The 18,772-nt window shown below is 72.5% G+C and carries 16 protein-coding genes; 5 read left to right on the top strand and 11 right to left on the bottom strand.

Going from position 1 to position 18,772, the window contains the following annotated elements; genetic code table 11:
• Positions 1-103: 103 nt before the first annotated feature.
• The 3 genes from BLW76_RS10830 to BLW76_RS10820 all read right to left on the bottom strand — a co-directional run bounded on the left by BLW76_RS10830 (position 104) and on the right by BLW76_RS10820 (position 4,193).
• A complete protein-coding gene (locus BLW76_RS10830) occupies positions 104-1,306 on the bottom strand; it encodes a GTPase (protein ID WP_091305983.1) in 1,203 nt (400 codons plus the stop codon).
• Positions 1,303-3,084: a P-loop NTPase family protein gene (locus tag BLW76_RS10825; RefSeq protein WP_208613265.1), complete on the bottom strand. Its 1,782-nt coding sequence runs from the start codon at positions 3,082-3,084 to the stop codon at positions 1,303-1,305. Before BLW76_RS10825 ends, BLW76_RS10830 begins: the two co-directional genes overlap by 4 nt.
• 101 nt (positions 3,085-3,185) lie before the next feature.
• Positions 3,186-4,193: an IniB N-terminal domain-containing protein gene (locus BLW76_RS10820; protein WP_091305978.1), complete on the bottom strand. Its 1,008-nt coding sequence runs from the start codon at positions 4,191-4,193 to the stop codon at positions 3,186-3,188.
• A 303-nt stretch (positions 4,194-4,496) separates the two neighbouring features.
• Here BLW76_RS10820 and BLW76_RS10815 point away from each other — a divergent pair, with 303 nt between their 5' ends.
• Together BLW76_RS10815 and BLW76_RS10810 are read left to right on the top strand one after the other, a co-directional pair.
• Positions 4,497-5,675 (top strand): Hsp70 family protein, encoded by a 1,179-nt coding sequence (locus tag BLW76_RS10815; RefSeq protein ID WP_091305976.1) that lies wholly within the window; start codon positions 4,497-4,499, stop codon positions 5,673-5,675.
• Positions 5,672-8,047 (top strand): helix-turn-helix transcriptional regulator, encoded by a 2,376-nt coding sequence (locus BLW76_RS10810; RefSeq protein ID WP_091305974.1) that lies wholly within the window; start codon positions 5,672-5,674, stop codon positions 8,045-8,047. Before BLW76_RS10815 ends, BLW76_RS10810 begins: the two co-directional genes overlap by 4 nt.
• Before the next feature lie 317 nt (positions 8,048-8,364).
• Here the strand turns inward: BLW76_RS10810 and BLW76_RS10805 are convergent, their stop codons facing one another.
• The 3 genes from BLW76_RS10805 to BLW76_RS10795 are packed head-to-tail and all read right to left on the bottom strand — an operon-like array spanning position 8,365 to position 10,306.
• Entirely contained in the window at positions 8,365-9,108 is a 744-nt protein-coding gene (locus BLW76_RS10805) for a ferredoxin reductase (RefSeq protein ID WP_091305972.1), read from the bottom strand.
• A complete protein-coding gene (locus BLW76_RS10800) occupies positions 9,078-9,677 on the bottom strand; it encodes a sulfite oxidase-like oxidoreductase (protein ID WP_091305970.1) in 600 nt (199 codons plus the stop codon). The genes BLW76_RS10805 and BLW76_RS10800 overlap by 31 nt, the downstream gene beginning before the upstream one ends.
• A 29-nt stretch (positions 9,678-9,706) precedes the next feature.
• Positions 9,707-10,306, bottom strand: coding sequence for a pentapeptide repeat-containing protein (locus BLW76_RS10795; RefSeq protein WP_091305968.1), 600 nt, complete (start codon positions 10,304-10,306; stop codon positions 9,707-9,709).
• Between the two features lie 42 nt (positions 10,307-10,348).
• Between BLW76_RS10795 and BLW76_RS10790 the strand changes: the two genes are divergently transcribed.
• The 3 genes from BLW76_RS10790 (at position 10,349) to BLW76_RS10780 (ending at position 12,616) form a co-directional block, all read left to right on the top strand.
• Positions 10,349-11,257 (top strand): ornithine cyclodeaminase family protein, encoded by a 909-nt coding sequence (locus BLW76_RS10790; RefSeq protein WP_091305966.1) that lies wholly within the window; start codon positions 10,349-10,351, stop codon positions 11,255-11,257.
• Positions 11,258-11,466: 209 nt separating this feature from the next.
• Entirely contained in the window at positions 11,467-11,721 is a 255-nt protein-coding gene (locus BLW76_RS10785) for a hypothetical protein (protein WP_020643997.1), read from the top strand.
• Positions 11,722-11,797: 76 nt separating this feature from the next.
• Positions 11,798-12,616: a hypothetical protein gene (locus BLW76_RS10780; protein WP_091305964.1), complete on the top strand. Its 819-nt coding sequence runs from the start codon at positions 11,798-11,800 to the stop codon at positions 12,614-12,616.
• Between the two features lie 83 nt (positions 12,617-12,699).
• Here the strand turns inward: BLW76_RS10780 and BLW76_RS10775 are convergent, their stop codons facing one another.
• Genes BLW76_RS10775 through BLW76_RS10755 form a run of 5 tightly spaced genes read right to left on the bottom strand, consistent with a single transcriptional unit; the run spans position 12,700 to position 18,768 of the window.
• Positions 12,700-14,193 carry a carboxylesterase/lipase family protein gene (locus BLW76_RS10775; RefSeq protein ID WP_091305962.1) on the bottom strand — a complete coding sequence of 498 codons (1,494 nt, stop codon included), beginning with the start codon at positions 14,191-14,193 and terminating at the stop codon, positions 12,700-12,702.
• Positions 14,193-15,614, bottom strand: a complete 1,422-nt coding sequence (locus tag BLW76_RS10770; RefSeq protein WP_091305960.1) for an ATP-binding protein — start codon at positions 15,612-15,614, stop codon at positions 14,193-14,195. The genes BLW76_RS10775 and BLW76_RS10770 overlap by 1 nt, the downstream gene beginning before the upstream one ends.
• Positions 15,611-17,263 carry a response regulator gene (locus tag BLW76_RS10765; RefSeq protein ID WP_091305958.1) on the bottom strand — a complete coding sequence of 551 codons (1,653 nt, stop codon included), beginning with the start codon at positions 17,261-17,263 and terminating at the stop codon, positions 15,611-15,613. Before BLW76_RS10765 ends, BLW76_RS10770 begins: the two co-directional genes overlap by 4 nt.
• Before the next feature lie 22 nt (positions 17,264-17,285).
• Positions 17,286-18,200: a ribonuclease Z gene (locus BLW76_RS10760; RefSeq protein WP_091305956.1), complete on the bottom strand. Its 915-nt coding sequence runs from the start codon at positions 18,198-18,200 to the stop codon at positions 17,286-17,288.
• 13 nt (positions 18,201-18,213) lie between these two features.
• Positions 18,214-18,768, bottom strand: coding sequence for an HdeD family acid-resistance protein (locus BLW76_RS10755; RefSeq protein WP_091305955.1), 555 nt, complete (start codon positions 18,766-18,768; stop codon positions 18,214-18,216).
• Between the last annotated feature and the right edge of the window lie 4 nt (positions 18,769-18,772).

Here is an 18,772-nt window from a genome sequence, read left to right as displayed (position 1 = left end):
TCAATGCTCGACGGCAGCTCACGCACCGGCGGCGAATGCAGTGAACGACTCTTTCCTGACATCGGACGTCACGAAAGAGTCGTTCATGGCGTTCTCGGCCCGGTCAGGCGAACAGGGAGAGCAGGCCCTCGGTCGAGCGCACGACCACGTGGGCCGCCGTCCGCTCGGCGTGCGGGCGGTCCGAGCGCTCGGCCTCGTGCCGCCAGCGCCGCAACGCGTCCAGGCCGGCGTCGTAGATCTCGTTCGGGTCGGCTTCCGGGTCGAGGCCGAGCCGGTCGGCCGGGGCCGTGCCCTGCGCGCCCAGCAACCGGACGGCTTCCTCGGCGGGCTCGCCGGACAGGGCCGTGCGGCCGCCGCGGATGTCGGCGATCAGCCGCAGCTCGCGGAAGTCGTGCGCGGCCGCGGCGAAGCGCTCCACCCGGGACACCAGCCGGTCGCCGCCCGGGCGGGGCTGGGCCGCCAGCAGGGCTTCCAGCCGGATGATCGCGGTCCGCGCCCGCAAAGCCTCGGCGCGCGCCACGAAACACCCGGCCAGTGTGTCGCGCAGCTCGCCCAAACCGCTGCGGCGCACCAGTTCCGCCGAGAGCTTGACGCGGTCGTCGCAGCCGGTGCGGATCAGCGTGAGCGCCAGCCGGACGCCGAACAACCCGAACCGCACCACCAGCGACCGCCGCGTCTCGACCGGGATCGGGCCCGGGAACGCCGGATCGGTGAACGAGTCCACCGACAGGACGTGCCGTTCCAGTTCCTCGCGCGGCACCGCGGCGAACGCGGCGAGGAGGTCGAATTCGTCGTCGCGCAGCGACCGGCCGCCGTAGGCGAGCTGCCCGGCCACGGCGATCACCCCCAGGAACCCGGTGCACAGCGGGTCTTCCCGCCACGCCCGCCGCGCGAGCTGCTTCGCGGTGAGCAGCGCGTCGATCCGGCCCGCGCCGACCTCGTCGGCCCGCGACAGCACCAGCACCGAGTTCACCGCGCTCTGCCGCGCGAACGGCGAGCCGCCCGGCGGGTGCGCAGCCGCGAGCTCGTCCGGCTCGAGGTGGCGGACCAGCCGGACCGTCGCGTCCGGGACGTCGTCGCCCGGGCCGGGGTCGTCCAGCAGCACGAGGTCGCGCAGGGCCCGCGTCGGCCACTCGCCCAGCGCGGCGGCGAGCGTTGTCTTCCCCGACGAGGGCGCGCCCGTGAACGCGACGCGCAGCGGCTGTGCCAGCCGATCGAGGCAGTCGTGCAGCAGCGCCGACGCCCGCGGGTCGTCCCGGTAGAGCCCGGCCGCGGCGTGCAGCAGGTCGCGGACGTCCTGGGTCACGCCGAAAGCTCCCGCCGCTGCTGCCGTCCGGCGATCGTGCCGAGCTCGCCCGCGCGCTGGTGCAGCCCGGCGAGCCGGTCGATCTCGCGGCGGATGTGCCCGGTCCGCCGTTCCCGCTCGGCGGTGCCTGCCATGATCGTCTCGCGTTCGCGCGTCAGCTCGTCGGCGAGTTCTTCGGCCAGCCCGGTGAAGTGGTCGCGCAGCCGCCGCTGGACAACGCGGATGGCGTCGCGGCAGTCCTTGCTGAACCGCAGGAAGACGTCGTCGACGTGCCGCTGCGCCGCCTGCTTGGCGACGGCCTGGCGCCGCTGCAGCCGCATCCCGCCTTCGTCCTTGATCGTCTTCGCGGCGAAGGCCGCGCCGGCGCCGAGCGAAACCGGGTTGATCAGCGGCAGCCCGGCGAGGCTGGTGACCAGGCCGAACATCAGCACCCCGCCGTAGGAGCCGCGCAGACCGGTGAAGGCCTGCTGGCCGATCTTGAACTTCTCGATCTTCGGCCGCCCGACGTCGTCGAGGTGCTCCACGCCCGAGCCGTCGAGCCGGAGGTCGGGCAGCGCGTGGTCGTACTGGGCGCCGAAGCACGCCGCGACCGCCTGCGCGATCCATTCGGCCCGGTCGGCCAGCCACGTGTAGTTGGTGTCGACGGCCTCGGCGAGCGCATTGTCCAGCCACGGCGCGAATTCGTCCCACACCTTCGCCGGATCGCCCTCGTCGAAGGTCCGGTCGATCGTGGTGACGATCTTGCGGGTCCGCTCGCGCAGGTCGTACTCGGCGTCGGACAGCAGGTCGGTGATCTCGTCGGAAAGCAGGTTCTGCCACCGGGTGTTCTGCCGGCGCAGGTCGTCGGCGCGGCGCTGCGCCCGCTGCAGCAGCGCGGCCTGCCCGAGCCCGGCGTCCTGGCCGACGGCGTCGACGCGGTCGCGCAGGGACTCCACCAGTTCGGCGGCGGCCGCGCGCACGCCCACGGCGGCGAGCAGCGCGCGGGACTGCTCGGGCGGCCGCGCGGCCTGCTCGGCGATCCAGCCCAGCAGCTCCGGGAAACCCGAGCGGGCGTTGAGTTCCGCGTCACCGGTCTTCGCGGCGGCTTGGCGCACCACGGCCGAAACGGGCAGCACGGGCGCGTCGATCCCGGCCTCGGCGAGCATGGCCCGGTCGCGTTCGGCGACCGCGCGCCACCCCGGACAGGCGTCGATCTTCGTGAGCGCCAGCACGACGTGCGGGCACCAGGTGCGCACGTGCCGCGCGAGCGCGAGTTCGGCGGGGCTCAGCGGATCGGTGGCGTCGGAGACGAGGATCACCGCGTCGGCTTCGGCGAGCAGGTCGAGCGCGGCCGCCGTGCGCGGTGACCGCGGGTCACCGACGGGCGGGGTGTCGACCAGCACCAGGCCGGCGGAAAGGAGTTCGCGCGGCACGCCGACCTCGACACGGCTGAGCGTGCCGGCGGGCCGGGCGCCGAGTTCGCCGGTGAGCCGTTCGACCGCGACCGGGATCCGTTCGCGGGACCGGCCGACCAGCGTCGCGGCGGGTTCGGCGGAGTAGGCGATTTCCGTGGGCACGGCGGGCGTCGCGGCGTCGCCGACCGCGCACACCGGCGCGTTCAGCACGGCGTTGAGCAGGTAGCCCTTGCCCTGTTTGGGAAAGCCGAGCACGCCGAGCCGGGTCTGCCCGGCCGGGGCGTCCCGGCGTCTGCGCAGGCGCTCGGCGAGATCGGCGCGGCCGTGCGTGCGGCACGCGTCCAGCGTCTCGTTGAGCACTTCGAGCCAAGCCGGTGCGGTCACGATGGTCGAGTGTCCCCGGTTCACTCCCCGTACGCACACCGGGTGCCCGTCCCGCGGCTGCACCCAGACCGCGGGACGGGCACCGGTGACCGGTTCGGGGCTCAGTGCCCGATGTGGATGTCGTTGTTCGACGCGATGTCGCCGAGGTGCAGGTTGCCCAGCGCGTTGTGGCTGATGTCCGACACGTCGGAAACCACGTCGTGGACGGCCGAGCCGTTGCCGGAGGCCAGCTCGCCGACCTGGCCGACGACGTTGTGGTCGGCGCTGATGCCCGCGGCGGAGGTCACCGTGTTGGTGACGTCACCCAGACCGTGGACGGCGCCCGCGACCTCGCCGGTGACGTGCTTGACGTCGACGTCGCCCGCGCCCTTGAGGATGCCGGAGAAGTCGCCGACGTTGCCCACGACCGAGTTGACGGTGTGGGTCAGGTCACCGCTGACGTCGCCGACGTGCGAGGTGGCCTCGTAGACCGGGGTGGTCGCGTTGTAGGTGGCGTCGCCCAGCACGCTCTCGCCGAGGTGGCTGACCTCGCCGACGGCGCCGACGGCAGCGCTGTGGTCGACGTCGGTGACCGAGTACACGAGGTTGCCGGCCACCTGGACCGCGTCCAGGCTCGAGCCGAGGTCGCCCGCGGCACCGAAGGCACCGGTCGGGTCGCCGGCCAGCGCGGTCACGCCGGCGGCGGTGGTGGTGAGGTCGTTCACGGCCGGCAGCGAGCCGACGCCCGGGACGGCGGGCAGGCCGAGGCCGCCGACGCCCGGCAGCTCGCCGACGCCCAGGTCGCCCACGCCCGGCAGGGCCGGGGTGGCCGGCAGGCCGAGGCCCGCGGTGAGGGCGGTGAGCTGGTCGATCGCACCCTGGATGCCGGTGGCGTCGGTGCCGATGTTGGTCAGGTCGCCGACGGCGGGGAGGCCGCCCACGGCCGGGAGGCTGTCGACCGGCACGTAGTCGAGCACCAGCGGCAGGACCTCGTGCACGTCGGCGGCGCTGACGTCACCGAGACCGGCGGCAGCGAGGGCGCCCTGCGGGTCCGTCCCGAAGGCCGCGAGCGCGGTCGGGTCGTTGAGCAGGTTCAGGGCGAAGTCGTGCAAGGTCTGCACGGATTCCATGGAGTTTCTCCTGGTCCGGTGGTTCGGGGGACAGCAGCGACCGCAGGGACCGCCGCTCCGTCATCAAGGTAGGGAGACCGTCCCCCAGCGCACATCGGGGATCACTCCGAGTCGCAGTCCGGTCAGCCGATAGGGGATCGATATGTCATCGTTAGGGAGTTAGGGGCTCATCCGAGACGCGCACAGTTGGGTTAAATCCCTCCAGACCCTTGCCTGACTAACCCGTTTGGGTGAGGATGCCCCGAACCCTAGGGGGATTTCGTGCCCCCGTTCGGCCGCCACGAGGTGAGGAGGAAAGCGCCGTTGCCCTACGTCCTCGGGATCGATGTGGCCCAGGGCCGGACCCACGCCGCCACCTGCCACCGCCAGGGCCCCGGCTGGGGCGAACCCGAACCCCTCTGGCTGGGTGAGCGATCCCCCGCCGCGGCGTCCGCGCTGTTCCTCGACGACGAGGGGTACCTGCTCACGGGCGACGCGGCCGCCCAGGCGGGCGCCCAGGTCCCGTCCCGCCTGCTCACCGGCTTCCACCGGCGGATCGGCGACGACGTCCCGATGCTCGTCGAAGGGGAGCCGTTCCCGCCGGAGACGCTGACGACGGTGCTCGTCGAAGGCATCGCCGAGCACGCCGCGAACCTGTTCGGCGGCCCCCCGCACCACTTGGTCCTCACCCACCCCGGCGACTGGGGCGGCTACCGCCGTGACGTGCTGCGCCGGGCGCTCGCGGAAGCCGGGTTCACCGCGGTGACGCTGGTCCCGGGCTCGATCGCGGCCCTGGGCGCACACCTGCCGCTCCCCGGCCCCGGCGACCAGGTCGCCGGAGTCTGCGAGTTCGGCAACGACGGCGTGAACGTGACACTGGCAACAGCAACCGGCGCCGGCGGCTGGCAGCTCGGCCAGAGCGCGGAGGGCGTGGCCCCGGCCGCGGCCCTGAGCACGCTCTTCGCCCTCGCGGGCGCGGCATCGACGTCCCCCAAGGGCTTGGCGGGCGTGGTGTTCTGCGGCGACGTCCCCCCGCACGCCCTGCCGGCCCGCCCACCGTGCCCGATGTTCGCGGGACCGGTTCCACCGGCAGCGGCCGCCCTCGGCGCGGCCACCCTCGCAACGCTCCGCGCGGACCACCGCGGGACACCGCAGGAGCCCCCGGCGGTCGAGACCACGTTGCTCCCCAAGGTGGACACCCTCGGTGAGCTCGGCGAGCGGCCACCCCGCCCCCCGGTCGAGATCACACCGTTCGAGCTACCGGAGCGCACAGGCCCCCTGAGCATGTTCCGCCGACGGCGCCCGCTGGCCGCGGCGGTTTTGGTACTGGCCGCGGCGGTCTCGGGCGTGGTGATCACCGTCACGGCCCGCGAAGCCACCGCCGGACCGGGCACCAGCCCGGCCCCCACCCCCACCCCAGCTCTCGCCCCCACCTCGGCTGACACCCCCACCCCAGTCGACACCCCCACCCACTGCACCCCCTCCGGTGAAGGTCACTGTTGAACACACTGCTCACGCAGGCTCCCCCGTCGCACGCCGTCCCCGTGCACCCGGCGGCGCGGCAGCTGCTCGACCGCGTTGCCGCCGAGCCGGATGCTCCGTTGCGGCTTGCCGTCGTCGCCCCCGGTGGTTATGGGAAGAGCGTGCTGCTCGCCGCGCTCGACCGGCGGTATCGCGCGGCCGGCGTCGAAGCCGTGCTGGTCGATGACGCCGATCGGCTCGGTGCCGACCAGCTCGAGGAGCTGCTCGCCGGCGCGGACGGGCCGATCGTCGTCGCGCACCGGCCGGCCGCGGTGGCGCCCGGGTGGACGTTGCTGCAGCTCGGCCCCCTCGGCGTCGAAGACGTGGCGCGGCTGATGTCCGCGGCGACGGGCTCGCCCGCCGACCCGGCGGCCGCGGCCGAGCTGCACGCCCGCAGCGGCGGGGTGCCGCGGCTGGCCGAGCGCGCCCTGCTCGGCAGGCTCGAGGAGTTCCGGCCCGAGCTCGACGAACTCGACGACGACGTCCTCCGCTACCTGATCGCGGCCGAAGCCGGCGCCGGGCGCAACCTCGACCTGCTGTGCGCGCTGCTCGACCGCGGCCCCGACCAGCTGCCCGCCATCGTCGAGCGAGCCCGGGCGACCGGCCTCCTCGCGCCCGACGACACGCTCCTGCCGCTCGCCGCGGCCGCCGTCCGCGACTTCGGGCCGCCCGCCCGCCGGCTGACGACGGTGCAGCGGCTGGTCGAGCTGCAGCTGGCGAACGGCCTGCCGGTGCTCGACCTGGCCCGGTCCCTGCTCGGCACCGGCAGTTCCGGCGCGTCCGCGGCCGCCGCCTTCGCCGCCGCGGCGGCGGAAGCGCTGCCGTCCGACGCGCACCTGGCGACGCAGTTGTTCGAAGCGGCCGCCGAAGCGGGCGACCGGTCGCCCGCCGTCACGGCGGGCTGGGCCCGCGCGGCCGCGTTGTCGGGTGATCTGGACACCGCGCTGCGCCTCGGCGACGGGATGCTCGGCGCCGCCGACGCGGAAACCCGCGCGGCCGGGGCGGAAATCGCGGCGACGGTGCTGGCGCACCGCGGCGAGCTGGCCCGCAGTGCCGAGCTGTACCACTGGGCGGGCCGGACGGACGCGTTCTCGGCGACGGCCCTGGTCGGCACGGGCGACATCGAGGGCGCCCGCCGTCTCCTCGACTCCCCCACCCCCGGCGTCGCGCCGACGCTGTTCGCCGGCGCGGCGACCCGGATGGCCCGCGGCATCGTGGATTCGGTGTCCGGCTGCGCGACGGAGACGTTGTCCACGCTGCTCGGCGCGGCCGCGATGCTGGAGCCCGCGCTGGGCGGGACGCTGCTGCCGGACAGCCCGGCCGCGCTGGCCGCACTGGCCGCGCTGCACACGGGCGAGCTGGCGCTGGCGGAGTCCGTGCTGAGCCGGGCGCTGGCCGGCCGGATCGGCGGCGACCTGCTGGCCGTCCGGCACCGGTTGCTGCTGGGCTGGGTGGCGATGACGGCGGGCGACCTGGCGACGGCCGCGGAACACCGCGACGCCGTGGCGGGCCTGACCCTGGAAGCCCGCGACGAGCTGTTCTTCGCGACGCTGGAACTCGGCCTGGCGCGCCGGGCGAGCGATCTCGTCGGGTTGCAGCGGTCGTGGAACCGCGCGTACCAGGCGTCGATGCGGCAGCAGACGGACCTGTTCACGCTGCTGCCACTGGGCGAGCTGGCGATCGCCGCGGCGCGCACGGGCGCGTTCCCGAAGCTGTCCGGCCAGTTCGAGCGCGCCCACGGGCTGCTGGCCCGCCTCGGCGAGCCTCCACTGTGGACGGTGTCGCTGGTCTGGCACGAGCTGCACGCGGCGATCACGCTGGAGGACGCGGACGCGGCCAAGGCCCACCTGGCGACGTTGACAACGCACGCCCACTGCGGCCGCCACCCCCGAGCCCTGGCGACGGCGGCCCAGGGCTGGCTGGCGGTGCTGGGCGGCAGTTTCGACCCGGACGCGATCACGGCAGCGGCGGCCGAACTGCACGACCTGGGCCTCCGCTGGGACGCGGCCCGCCTGGCCGGCCAGGCGGCCATCCGCACGTCCGACCGCAAGGCGATGGTCCAGCTCCTGGAGGCGGCCCGCCAGTTCCAGGGCACGGCCGCCCGCCGCGAACCAGGGACATCGGCCGAACCGGCGGCGGGCACGGGCCTGGCGGCGCTGAGCGAGCGCGAGCTGGAGGTGGCCCGCCTGGTGGTGGAGGGGCTGACGTACAAGCAGGCGGGCAGCAAGCTGTTCATTTCGGGCAAGACGGTGGAGCACCACATGGCCCGGATCCGCGGGAAGCTGGGCGCGGCGGACCGGCGGGAGCTGCTGGCGACGCTGCGGGAGCTGCTTTCCCGCCCGGACGCCACGTAGGCCGGCCGGGGCGCGCGGGGTGGTGGTTAACCGGACGCCACGCCGGGCGCGCGGCCGGTGGTGGTCACCGGACGCCACGCCGGCCCGGGCGAGCGAGCGGCCGGTGGTTCAGCCGGGCCCGGAGGCGGCGAGCTGAGCGGGCGTGCCGGCGGTTCGGCGGTCGCTTCGCCGAGACGCCGACCGGCCGCAGCGGGGCCCGTTGATGGGCGAGCGGGGCGGTGGTTCAGCCGGGCACGGAGGCGGCGCGCTGAGCCTGGCGCCATGCCTGCGGCTCGGCCCCTTCCGCGGCTACCAGCACCAGCGCGGGGGCCCGTCGGTCAGTCGCGGCTGGGGCCGAAGCGTTCCGTGCGGATGCGGTGCGGGTCGTGGCCCAGGGCGACCAGGATGTCCGCGACCGTCTCCACGAAGCCCGTGGGCCCGCAGACGAAGCACGATGCTCCGAACTCCGCCGGCCAGGCCGCCGTGTTGAGTGTCGCCACGTCCAGGCGGCGGGGTAGGCCTGGGCGGCCTTCGGGCAGCTCGCGCGTGTACACGTACGTCACGTCCACGCCCGCCACCGGTGTGCGCAGCTCGTCCGCGTAGTACAGCTCCGCCGGGGTGCGTAGCGAATAGATCAGCTTGAACGGTGTGCGGACGCCCGCCGCGCGGCGGGCGCGGATCATCGCCATCAGGGGGACGATTCCGGAGCCGCCCGCCACCAGGAGGACCGGGGCCGGGTCCGTGGGGCGCCAGGCGAACCAGCCGCCGATCGGGCCGCGGATCTCGACCGGGTCGCCGATCGCGTACGGGCCCGTGAGGTGCTCGGACACCTCGCCGTCGGCGACGCGCTGGATCGTCAGCTCCACCCGGTCGCCGTTCGTGGGCGCCGCGAGGGAATAGCTGCGCTGCGCCTGGTAGCCGTCCGCGGCCGTGAGCCTTACGTCGACGTGCTGGCCCGCCAGGTGACCGGGCCAGCCGGGCAGGTCGAAGACGAGCGTGCGCGCCGTCGGCGTCTCGTCGCGGAATTCCGCCAGGCGGGCGACCCGCCAGGCTAGTCGCCCTGATACCGCTGTTCGCGCCATGGATCCCCGTAGTCGTGGTAGCCGGCGTTCTCCCAGAAGCCCGGCTCGTCCCGGGTCTTCAGCTCCAGCCCGCGCACCCACTTCGCGGACTTCCAGAAGTACAGGTGCGGCACGAGCAGCCGCGCCGGGCCGCCGTGCTCGGGGGTCAGCGGCTTGCCGCCGTATTCGTAGGCGATCCAGGCCTGGCCGTCGAGCAGGTCGGCCAGCGGCAGGTTCGTCGTGTACCCGCCGTAGGCGTGGACCATCACGTAGTCGGCCTCGGTTTCGAGCCCGCCGACCAGCGTGTCGACCGAGACGCCGCGCCACCGGGTGTCCAGTTTGGACCACTGGGTGACGCAGTGGATGTCCACCGTGGGTTTCTCGCTGGGCAGGGCCATCAGCTCGGCCCAGCTCCAGGTGTGCTTCTCGCCCGTCTCGGTGGTGACGGTGAACTCCCACGTCTCGGTGCGCACGCGCGGGGTCGGCCCCGCCGACAGCACCGGGAAGTCCTCGGCCAGGTACTGCCCGGGTGGCAGCCGCGGGTTGCCACTGCGCGCCCGGCCCTGGAAACCCGGTGTCACGACACCCATGCCGCCCTCCCTTCCCGATCGCGCCGAGCCTACGCCCGGACCCGCAGCCCCAGCGACGTGACGAGCACCGCAGCCTGTTCGGGTGACACGATCGCACCGGTCAGCTCGGCGTTCAGCGGGTCGAGCGCCGAGAGGTCACTGCCCCGCAACTCGGCCTTCGGCAGCTTGACCGCGTGCAGCAGCGCCCCGGACAGGTCGACGTCGGCGAACACCGCGCCGGCGCAGTCCGCCCCGGAGAGGTCGGCCTCCCGCATCCGGACGCCCTGGAAGGTGACGGCCCGCAGGTCGGCGCCCGCCAGCCCGGCGAACGACCAGTCCCCGCCGGTGACCCGCAACGGCCGCAGCGCGCACTCGCTGAACGTGGCGCCGACGAGCTTGCACCCGGTGAATTCGGCGTCGAAGAAGCTGCACCGCTTGAAGGTGCAGCCGGTGAACGCCGAGTCCGTGTGCCGCGACGCGTTGAAGCGCACATTGCCGAAGACGCAGTCGGTGAAGACCGAGTTCCGGGTGACCGCCTCCGAGAGGTCGGCCTCGTGGAACTCGCATCGCACGTAGTGCCGGCCGGTGATCTCCTCGCCGTACCAGTCGTCGCGGAAGAACCGCTGCTCCTCTTGCCTGACCTCGGACATGCCGCCAGGCTAGCGGCAGATCCGACGCCGGAGGGGCCACGCATGCTCGACGCCGACGCTGTCCGGAACGCCGTGCCGATGCCGGCCGCGGTCGAAGCGGTGCGCGAGGCCTTCGTCGACCTCGCCGCCGGCCGTTTCGTGGTGCCGCAACGGTTGTCGTTCGCCGCCGCGACCACGCTCGTGATGACCGCCTGCCACACGCCGACGTCGACGACGGTGGTGAAGACGCTCAACCTGTCCCCCGGCCGCACGCCGATGATCCTGGGCACGCTGGTGTGGAACACGGCCGCGGGCCAGGTGGTCGCCGACGCCGTCGAGGTGACGACCCTGCGCACCGGCGCGGTGTCCGGCGTGGCCACGGACCTGCTCGCCCCGGCTTCGGCGAGCCGGCTGGCGTTGCTCGGCACCGGGGCCCAGGCCGCCGACCAGGTGCGGGCGGTGGCGGCCGTGCGGCCGGTGCGTTCTCTGGCGCTGTTCGGCCGGGACGTCTCGCGCGCTTCGGCGTTGGCCTCGCGGTTGCGGGCCGAGTTCCCTGAGGTGGTGGTGCGGGTGGCTTCGAGTGTTGCGGACACGGTTTCCGATGCGGAGATCGTTTGTTGTGCTACCTCGTCGAGTACTCCTCTCTTCGCTGTCGATGACTTGCCCGAACGGGTGCACGTCAATGCGATCGGGTCGTATCTGCCGTCCATGCGGGAGCTGCCCGCCGAGTTGCTCGCCACGGCGGGGTGTGTGGTGGTGGATCAGGTCGATGCCGTTCTGGCGGAGGCGGGCGAGGTGATCCACGCGGTGGACGCGGGGCTGCTGGACCGCGGGGCCCTGGTCGAGCTGGGTTCGGCCTTGCAGGCGCCACCGGTGGTGGGTGGGCGGACCGTGTTCAAGTCCGTGGGGCTTGCGGTGCAGGACTGGGCTGTCGGCCGGCTGCTCGGGGACGCGGTGGGAATGCGTGGGTAGGGGCCGACGGACGACACGCGTACCTGGAGGAACGACATGGCGACCGGGAGTAGTGACCGCTTGCTCACGAGCTGCAGCGAAGGGTCGCGGAGAGCAACAGAAGCGGCCGAACGGCGCAATCTGGGCTCTGGAGCGTTTGATCAGTCACCTGATCCGGGAATTTTTGCGGCATGTCTCCTTGGCGAACCACCACCAGACGGAACACGGCCGTGCGGGTCATCACGGCGATCGGCGCGATCTTCGCGGGGATCGAAGTTCTCTACATGATCATGGTGCTGGCCGGTGCCAATGCCGGCAATGCCTTCTTCCAGTTCATCAAGTCACTGGCGGTTCCTCTCGCGTTGTTCTGGCCCGGTCTGTTCCCGGTCGACAGCCCCAGCCTGGCCGTGATTCTCGACTTCGGCCTGGCCGCGGTGTTCTGGCTGGTCGTGACCGGCATCATCGCCCGCTTCGCGGGCCGGTGACCGGGCGCGATCCGCTGCCCCAGCCGGGAACCACCCGCCGTCGCCACCGGCGGTGTCCGTGGGTGACACTGGACGGATGAGCGACGGCAGGTGGTTCGACGGCTGGTCACCGTGGCCCGAGCTGGCCGGGCTGGCCGCGGCCGGGCGTTCGCTGCTGCCGAACGTCCCGGTCACGCCGGCCGCCTTGGCGCGCACGGTCACCGAACAGCTCGTCGGGCGCCGGCTGACCGCGAAGGTGGGTGACCGCGAAGTCGGCCTCACCCTCGCCGAACTCGACTACCCGGCCGACAGCCTCCGGCTGGCCACCGGGCGCCTCGGCGACGTCCGGATCGTCGCCGACGACGTCGACTGGCCGGAGTCCGAAGAGGACGGCGGCAGCATTCCGCTGCGCCGCGTCGCCGTGATCGCCGAAGACGTCCGCCTCCGCTCGCTGCCCACGCCTGCCGCCATTCCCGCCCGCGTGCGGCTGGAAATCGCCGTGTCCGCGGACGTGCTGCGCGAACGGGTGGCGACGGTCCGCCCCGGGATCGTCGCGGCCCCGGCCGGGAACGGGTTGCTCCGGATCCACTGGGCCAAGCGCCCGCACTGGGGCCACCTGACCCTGCGCCCCCAGGTGGCGGCCGACGCCGTAGTGCTCGTGCCGCAAACCCTCCACATCGGACAGAAAACCCTCCGTGCTCCGAAGCGGTTCCAGCCCATCGAGCTGCCGCTGCCGGAGCTCCCGCCGGGCACGAGGCTGACGAAAGTGGAGCCACGGCACGACGAACTCGTGCTGCACGCAGTGGCCGAGGAATGGCCGGAACGGCTTTCGCGCATCCCGCTCGCCGATCTGCTGAGCTGGCTGACGACCGCCGCGATGACCTTGACGCTGCCGAAACTCGGTACCCGTCCATGACTTTCCTCCCTCGATGAGCCGGACACCGACCACGCTACTCGCACGCGTGTTCGAACATCATCACTCACAAGGGTAGAGCCGGCTCAGGCGACCGGAAACCACGTCCCGGACGCCCATTCCGTGTCGCCCCAAGCCTCGCGCTCGTCCGGACGCGGATCGAGCACCAGGTCCGTGTCCTCGCTGAACACCATGACCGGCCGCAGTTCCGGGCCGTACAACGGCCATTCGGGACCGTCGGCGGACGCGACGCCGGAGTGCACGAACCTCACCCAGCACCGGTGGATGAGCAGCGCCGCCCGCTCGCGCGCCGGGTTCACGGCGGTTCCCTGTGCCGCCAAGGGAAGCGGCACTTTCCACGCCATCGTGGTCTCGGTCCCGTGGCCGCCGTCGAGCTGCTCGGGCACCCCGGGCGCGGCGATGTCGATCCGGTACCGGTAAACGGGAGCGTGCGCGGACTGCGCGTCGGCGAGCCGCTGCGTCGGGATCCCGTACCGCTCGTCGCCCATGGCGGCGATCCGGGCGGCCTTGAGGTCGGGGACCCGGCGAAGGTACGTCTCGAGCAGCCGTGCGGCGCCCGGATCGCCGAGGATGCCCGAGAGGACATCGGTGGCCGGCGCCGTCGCGACGTCGTCGCCGAGCATCATCGCGTACGTGCTGCCTTCGTTGCTGTTGCAGCCGATCAGCAGCGGAACACCCGCCGCGCTCCCCCGTCCGATCGGCCCGATCGGCACCTCGGGCAACACGCGCGGGTGCAGCGTCGGGCGCCACAGCCACAGCGCCTGGAACCCGCTCAGGATCCGTTCCTGCGCCTCGACGAACTCCTTGGCGGGCAGCGACCGCAACCCGTCGATGTCGTGGCAGCCGACCTCGTCGAGCAGGCGCCGCGCCAGCGCCGTCCCCGCTTCGGGTGTTGCCACGTGGTCCGCGCCGCCGGAACTGCTGATCGCCTGCGCGAACAATCCCGCGCCCAGCGGGCTGCCCATCAGGTTGCCGACGCTCTTCGCGCCCGCCGAAACGCCGTAGACGGTGATCCGCGCCGGATCGCCGCCGAACGCGGAAATGTTGCGCCGCACCCACTTCAGGGCTTCGACCTGGTCGAGGAAGCCGCACACCCCGGCGTCCTGCTCGGCGGCGCCGAAAACGCCGGACAGGTGCAGGAAGCCGAGCGAGCCCAGCCGGTAGTTGATGGTGACCACGACGATCCCGGCCCGCGCGAACTCCTCGCCGTCACCCAGCTGCTCACCGTGGCCGACGCGGTAGCCGCCGCCGTGCAGCCAGAACAGCACCGGCCACCCGCCCTCCGGTGCGGGTCCCTCGGGCGTGCAGACGTTGAGGTACAGGCAGTCCTCGTCGCACACGGCGGCCGGGTTCATCGGGTCCGGCGACTGCATCGCGTGCGGCCCGTACTCCGTCGCCACGTGCACGCCGCCGGACAGCGACGGCGGCCGCGGTGCCTTCCACCGCAGCTCGCCGACCGGCGGGCGGGCGTACGGGATCCCGCGCCAGACGCGGACGCCGTCGCCCGCCAGCCCGACCAGCGCCCCGAGCTCGGTCGTGACCGTCGGGACGGAAGCCATCAGAGCGAGGCCTGCTCGACCGTCGGCAGGCAGACCTCGAACCGCGTGTTCCCCGGCTCGGATTCGACGCGCAGGTCGCCCTGGTGCCGTTCGACGACGATCTTCCACGAGATGTCCAGGCCCAGCCCGGTGCCCTCGCCGACCGGCTTGGTCGTGAAGAACGGCTCGAAGATCCGCGGCTTGATGTCCGCGGGGATGCCGGGCCCGGTGTCGCCGACCTCGACCCGGATCTGGTCGTCGACGCGCCACGTGCGCAGCGTCAGCGTGCCATCGCCGGCCATCGCGCCGAGGGCGTTGTCGATGATGTTCGTCCAGACCTGGTTCAGCTCGGCCGGGTACGCGGGGATCTTCGGCAGGCTGCGGTCGTACTCCTTGACGACGCGGACGCCGTCGCCGATCTTGCCGGACAGCATCACCAGGGTGGAGTCGAGGCCGTCGTGGACGTCGACCCACTGGTGCGGCGCCCGGTCCATCTGCGAGTACTGCTTGGCCTTGCCGACCAGCGCGGAGATCCGCGTGGTCGAGTCCTCGATCTCGCCCATCAGCATCTCGGTCTCGAGCGCGTACGCGAGCCAGCGGACGGCACCGTCGATGAAGGTGTCGCCGACCTGCTCGAGGACGTGGTCCAGGTCGGCCGTGGTCAGCCCGGCGCGGACGTAGATGTCGGCGAGGTCCCAGCCGCCGTCGATGCCGCGGTCGTCGAACCAGTCGCCGATCTCGTCCTCGCGGTCGGCCTGCTGCATCGCTGTCAGCTTCTCCGCCTGCGCGACCTGCTTGACCAGGCGTTCCTGGACGTCGATCAGCTGGTAGAGCAGCTCCGGTTCGATGTCCTTCTTGGCCAGGAAGGCGAGCTTGTGCCGCATCCCGGCGACGCGCTCACGCAGGGCGGACGTCGCCCGGACCGCCGCCGCGGCCGGGTTGTTCAGCTCGTGCGTCAGGCCGGCCGACAGCTCGCCGAGGGCCAGCAGACGGCGGCGCGAGCCGATCACCGTGTCGCTGTTGCGCCACCCCAGGTACATGCCTTCGAGCAGGTGCGTGGCCATCGGGAACCACTTGCGGAACTCGAAGGAGAACTCCTTCGACGGCAGCGCCAGGAACGTGACGTCGGACAGCGCGCGCACCGTGGCGTTGTAGATGTGCTCGCTCTCCTGGTGCACGAAGAACTGCGTCGCGCCGAAGTAGGCGCCGCGCTGGTCGGACCGGTTGGTCTCCACCTCCGTGCCGCTGACCAGGCGCGTCATCCGGATCGCGCCGTGCAGCAGGACGTAGAAGCAGGTCGCCTCGCCGCCCTCGCTGATGACGGTGGAGTCGGCCGCGTACTCCTCGAGCACGGCGTTGTCGGCGATCCAGTCGAGCTGGGCTTCGGAAAGGTGTTCGAACAGGAAGAGGCCGCGAAGCTCTTCCCGCGGCAGTGCGCTCATTGTTCCTCCAGGTACCGGTGTACCAGCGTCACGGCCATCGCGCCCTCGCCGACCGCGGACGCCACCCGCTTGACCGACTGGGACCGCACGTCACCGGCCACGAACACGCCCGGGATCGACGACTCGAGGTAGTGCGGATCACGGTCGAGCGGCCAGCCGGCCGGCCGCTGCCCGGCGCTCAGCAGGTCCGGCCCGGTGCAGACGAAGCCGTGGTCGTCGCGGTGGATGGCGTCGCCGAGCCAGTCGGTGCGCGGGGCGGCGCCGATGAAGATGAACAGGTGCCCGGTCTCGACCGTCTCGGTGACGCCGTTCTCGCAGAGCGTGAGCCGCTCGAGGTGCCCGTCGCCGTGCACCTGCTTGACCGTCGTGTGCGTGCGGACGTGGATGTTCCCGATGCCCGCGATCTGCTCGATCAGGTAGTGCGACATCGACGCCTCCAGCGAGGAGCCGCGCACCAGGATCGTGACGTCGCTGGCGTGCTTGGAGAAGAACACCGCGGCCTGGCCGGCGGAGTTGGCGCCGCCGACGATGTAGACGTGCTCGCCCTTGCACTCGGGCGCCTCGGTCGCGGCCGAACCGTAGTAGACGCCGCGGCCGGTCAGCTCCTCGATGCCCTCGGCGTCCAGGGCGCGGTAGTTGACGCCGCTGGCGAGGATCACCGAGTGCGCGGCGATCTCGCTGCCGTCGCCGAAGGTGATCACCCGCGACGAGCCGCGGGCTTCGAGGCCGACGACGTCGCGCGCGGTCAGCACCTCGGCGCCGAACTTCTGCGCCTGGCGCCGCGCCCGGTCGGTCAGCTGCGCGCCGGAGACGCCGTCGGGGAAGCCGAGGTAGTTCTCGATGCGCGAGCTCGTGCCGGCCTGGCCGCCGGTGGCCTTCTTCTCGACGAGCACCGTGCGCAGGCCCTCGGAGGCGCCGTACACCGCGGCGCCGAGGCCGGCCGGGCCGCCGCCGATGACGACGAGGTCGTAGAACTCCTGCGCCGGCCGGGTCGACAGGCCGACCGCGTCGGCGATCTCGCTGCCGGTCGGGTTCTTGAGAACGGTGCCGTCCGGGGTGACGACCACCGGGATGTCCTTGTCGGTCGCCTCCGCGGCCTGCAGGATCCGGCAGCCCTCGTCGTCGTCGACCGAGTACCAGCGGTACGGGACGGCGTTGCGCGCGAGGAAGTCGCGCAGGTGGAACGAAGGCGAGTTGTACCGGTGGCCGATGAGCTTGACCTCCTCGACCGGCTTGTCGCCGACCGCTTTCCAGGTCTCGACCAGGGCGTCGATCACCGGGTAGAGCTTCTCCTCCGGCGGGTCCCACGGCTTGAGCAGGTAGTGGTCGACGTCGACGACGTTGATCGCCTGGATCGCGGCGTCGGTGTCGGCGTAGGCGGTCAGCAGCGCGCGGCGGGCGTGCGGGAACAGGTCCATCGCCTTCTCGAGGAAGGCGATCCCGTCCATCTGCGGCATCCGGTAGTCGGCGAGGATCGCCGCGACGGCGTCGCCGCGCAGCTTGATCTCGCGCAGCGCGTCGAGAGCGTCCGGGCCGGAGTCGGCGCGGATGACGCGGTAGTCCTTCCCGTAGCGCCGGCGCAGGTCACGGGCGACCGAGCGGGACACGGCGGGATCGTCGTCGACGGTCATCAGGATCGGCTGGCTCACGAGATGCAGCCTACGGCGCTTCTCACCCCGTGGGGAAAGAACGTCTTTTCGGCACCTGGACCCGCTCCAGGTCCTGCGCGACGACGAGCTCGCCGTCGAACTCGGCCTTCGCCTCCTCCAGGAAGCGCGCCGGATCGGGGTAGCGCTGCGAGAAGTGGGTCAGCACGAGCTGGCGAACGCCGGACTCGGCGGCGACGCGGGCGGCCTGCTGCGCGGTCAGGTGGCCGAAGTCCTTCGCCAGCGAGGTGTCCTCGGCCAGGAACGTCGACTCGATCACGAGCGTGTCGGCGTTTTCGCTGAGGGCGTACACCGCGTCGCACAGCCGGGTGTCCATCACGAACGCGAACCGCTGGCCGGGCCGCGCCTCGCTGACATCCTCGAGCTTCGTGGTGCCCAGGCGCCCCTCCCGCTGGAGCCGGCCGACGTCCGGACCCGCGATGCCGTGCTCACGCAGCTTCTCCGGGAGCATCGTGCGGCCGTCGGGCTCGGTCAGCCGGTAGCCGAACGCCTCGACGGGGTGACTCAGCCGCCTCGCCTCGAGGGTGAGCTTCCCACCGGCGATCGGGCCGTCCTCGGCGATCGGGTGTTCCCGCAGGTCGGCTTGCTCGTAGAAGGCCGTCGCGTGCCGCATCCGCGCGAAGTAGTGCGCGCCGGACGCCGGGAAGTGGGCGTGCACCGGGTGCGGCACCTTGTCGAGCGAGAGCCGCTGGATCACCCCGGGCAGGCCGAGGCTGTGGTCGCCGTGGAAGTGCGTGACGCAGATGCGCGTGATGTCCGTGGCGGCGACGCCGGCCCGCAGCATCTGGCGCTGGGTGCCTTCGCCGGGGTCGAAGAGGATGCCCTCGCCGTCCCAGCGCAGGAGGTAGCCGTTCTGGTTGCGGTGGCGCGTGGGCACCTGGGAAGCAGTGCCCAGCACCACCAGTTCACGGGTCGACACCCCCGCACGGTACTCAGCCGGCGAGTTTTCGGAGCCGGAACGCCAGGACGAGCAGCACGATCCCGTACAGCAGCGCGTAGATCCCGACGAGCAGCGCGATGCCGTACGCGCCGGCGATCGGGTTGATCACGATGAGGACGCCGGCGAGCACGGAGATCGCGCCGGCCAGGATGAGGAAGGCCTCGCCCTGGATCTGCTTGCGCAGGCGGACCGCCGCGGCGATCTCGGCGATGCCGGTGATGATCGCCCAGAACCCGACCAGCAGGGCCAGCAGCAGGACGGTGATGCCGGGCCAGACCAGGACGAGGATCCCGGCGACGATGCCGAGCGCGCCGAGGACGCCGTAGGCCACCCGGTGCCCGGTGTCACCTGGGCGGAACGCCTGCATCAGGCCGCCGATGCCGTCGACGATCGCGTACACGCCGTACAGGATCGCCAGGACGAGCACGGTGGCGCCGGGCCAGATCAGCGCGAAGAGCCCGAAGAGCACGGCGAGCACCCCGCGAACGGCCACCAGCGGCCAGGCTTTGCGGGGTTCGACGACGGTGAACGCTGCGAACGAGGTCATCTGC

Origin of the sequence: Amycolatopsis tolypomycina, from assembly GCF_900105945.1 — a bacterium.
Taxonomy (GTDB): Bacteria; Actinomycetota; Actinomycetes; order Mycobacteriales; family Pseudonocardiaceae; genus Amycolatopsis; species Amycolatopsis tolypomycina.
The sequence above is the reverse complement of the archived record's forward strand: the minus strand, read 5'-3'. Positions and strand labels throughout refer to the sequence as shown.

What these genes read in the sequence shown, in the direction of transcription:
- BLW76_RS10775 (WP_091305962.1), bottom strand. Translation starts at nt 14,193, where the DNA reads ATGGCTTCCGTCCCGACGGTCACGACCGAGCTCGGGGCGCTGGTCGGG.
- BLW76_RS10770 (WP_091305960.1), bottom strand. Translation starts at nt 15,614, where the DNA reads ATGAGCGCACTGCCGCGGGAAGAGCTTCGCGGCCTCTTCCTGTTCGAA.
- BLW76_RS10780 (WP_091305964.1), top strand. Translation starts at nt 11,798, where the DNA reads ATGAGCGACGGCAGGTGGTTCGACGGCTGGTCACCGTGGCCCGAGCTG.
- BLW76_RS10755 (WP_091305955.1), bottom strand. Translation starts at nt 18,768, where the DNA reads ATGACCTCGTTCGCAGCGTTCACCGTCGTCGAACCCCGCAAAGCCTGG.
- BLW76_RS10800 (WP_091305970.1), bottom strand. Translation starts at nt 9,677, where the DNA reads ATGGGTGTCGTGACACCGGGTTTCCAGGGCCGGGCGCGCAGTGGCAAC.
- BLW76_RS10820 (WP_091305978.1), bottom strand. Translation starts at nt 4,193, where the DNA reads ATGGAATCCGTGCAGACCTTGCACGACTTCGCCCTGAACCTGCTCAAC.
- BLW76_RS10795 (WP_091305968.1), bottom strand. Translation starts at nt 10,306, where the DNA reads ATGTCCGAGGTCAGGCAAGAGGAGCAGCGGTTCTTCCGCGACGACTGG.
- BLW76_RS10805 (WP_091305972.1), bottom strand. Translation starts at nt 9,108, where the DNA reads ATGGCGCGAACAGCGGTATCAGGGCGACTAGCCTGGCGGGTCGCCCGC.
- BLW76_RS10790 (WP_091305966.1), top strand. Translation starts at nt 10,349, where the DNA reads ATGCTCGACGCCGACGCTGTCCGGAACGCCGTGCCGATGCCGGCCGCG.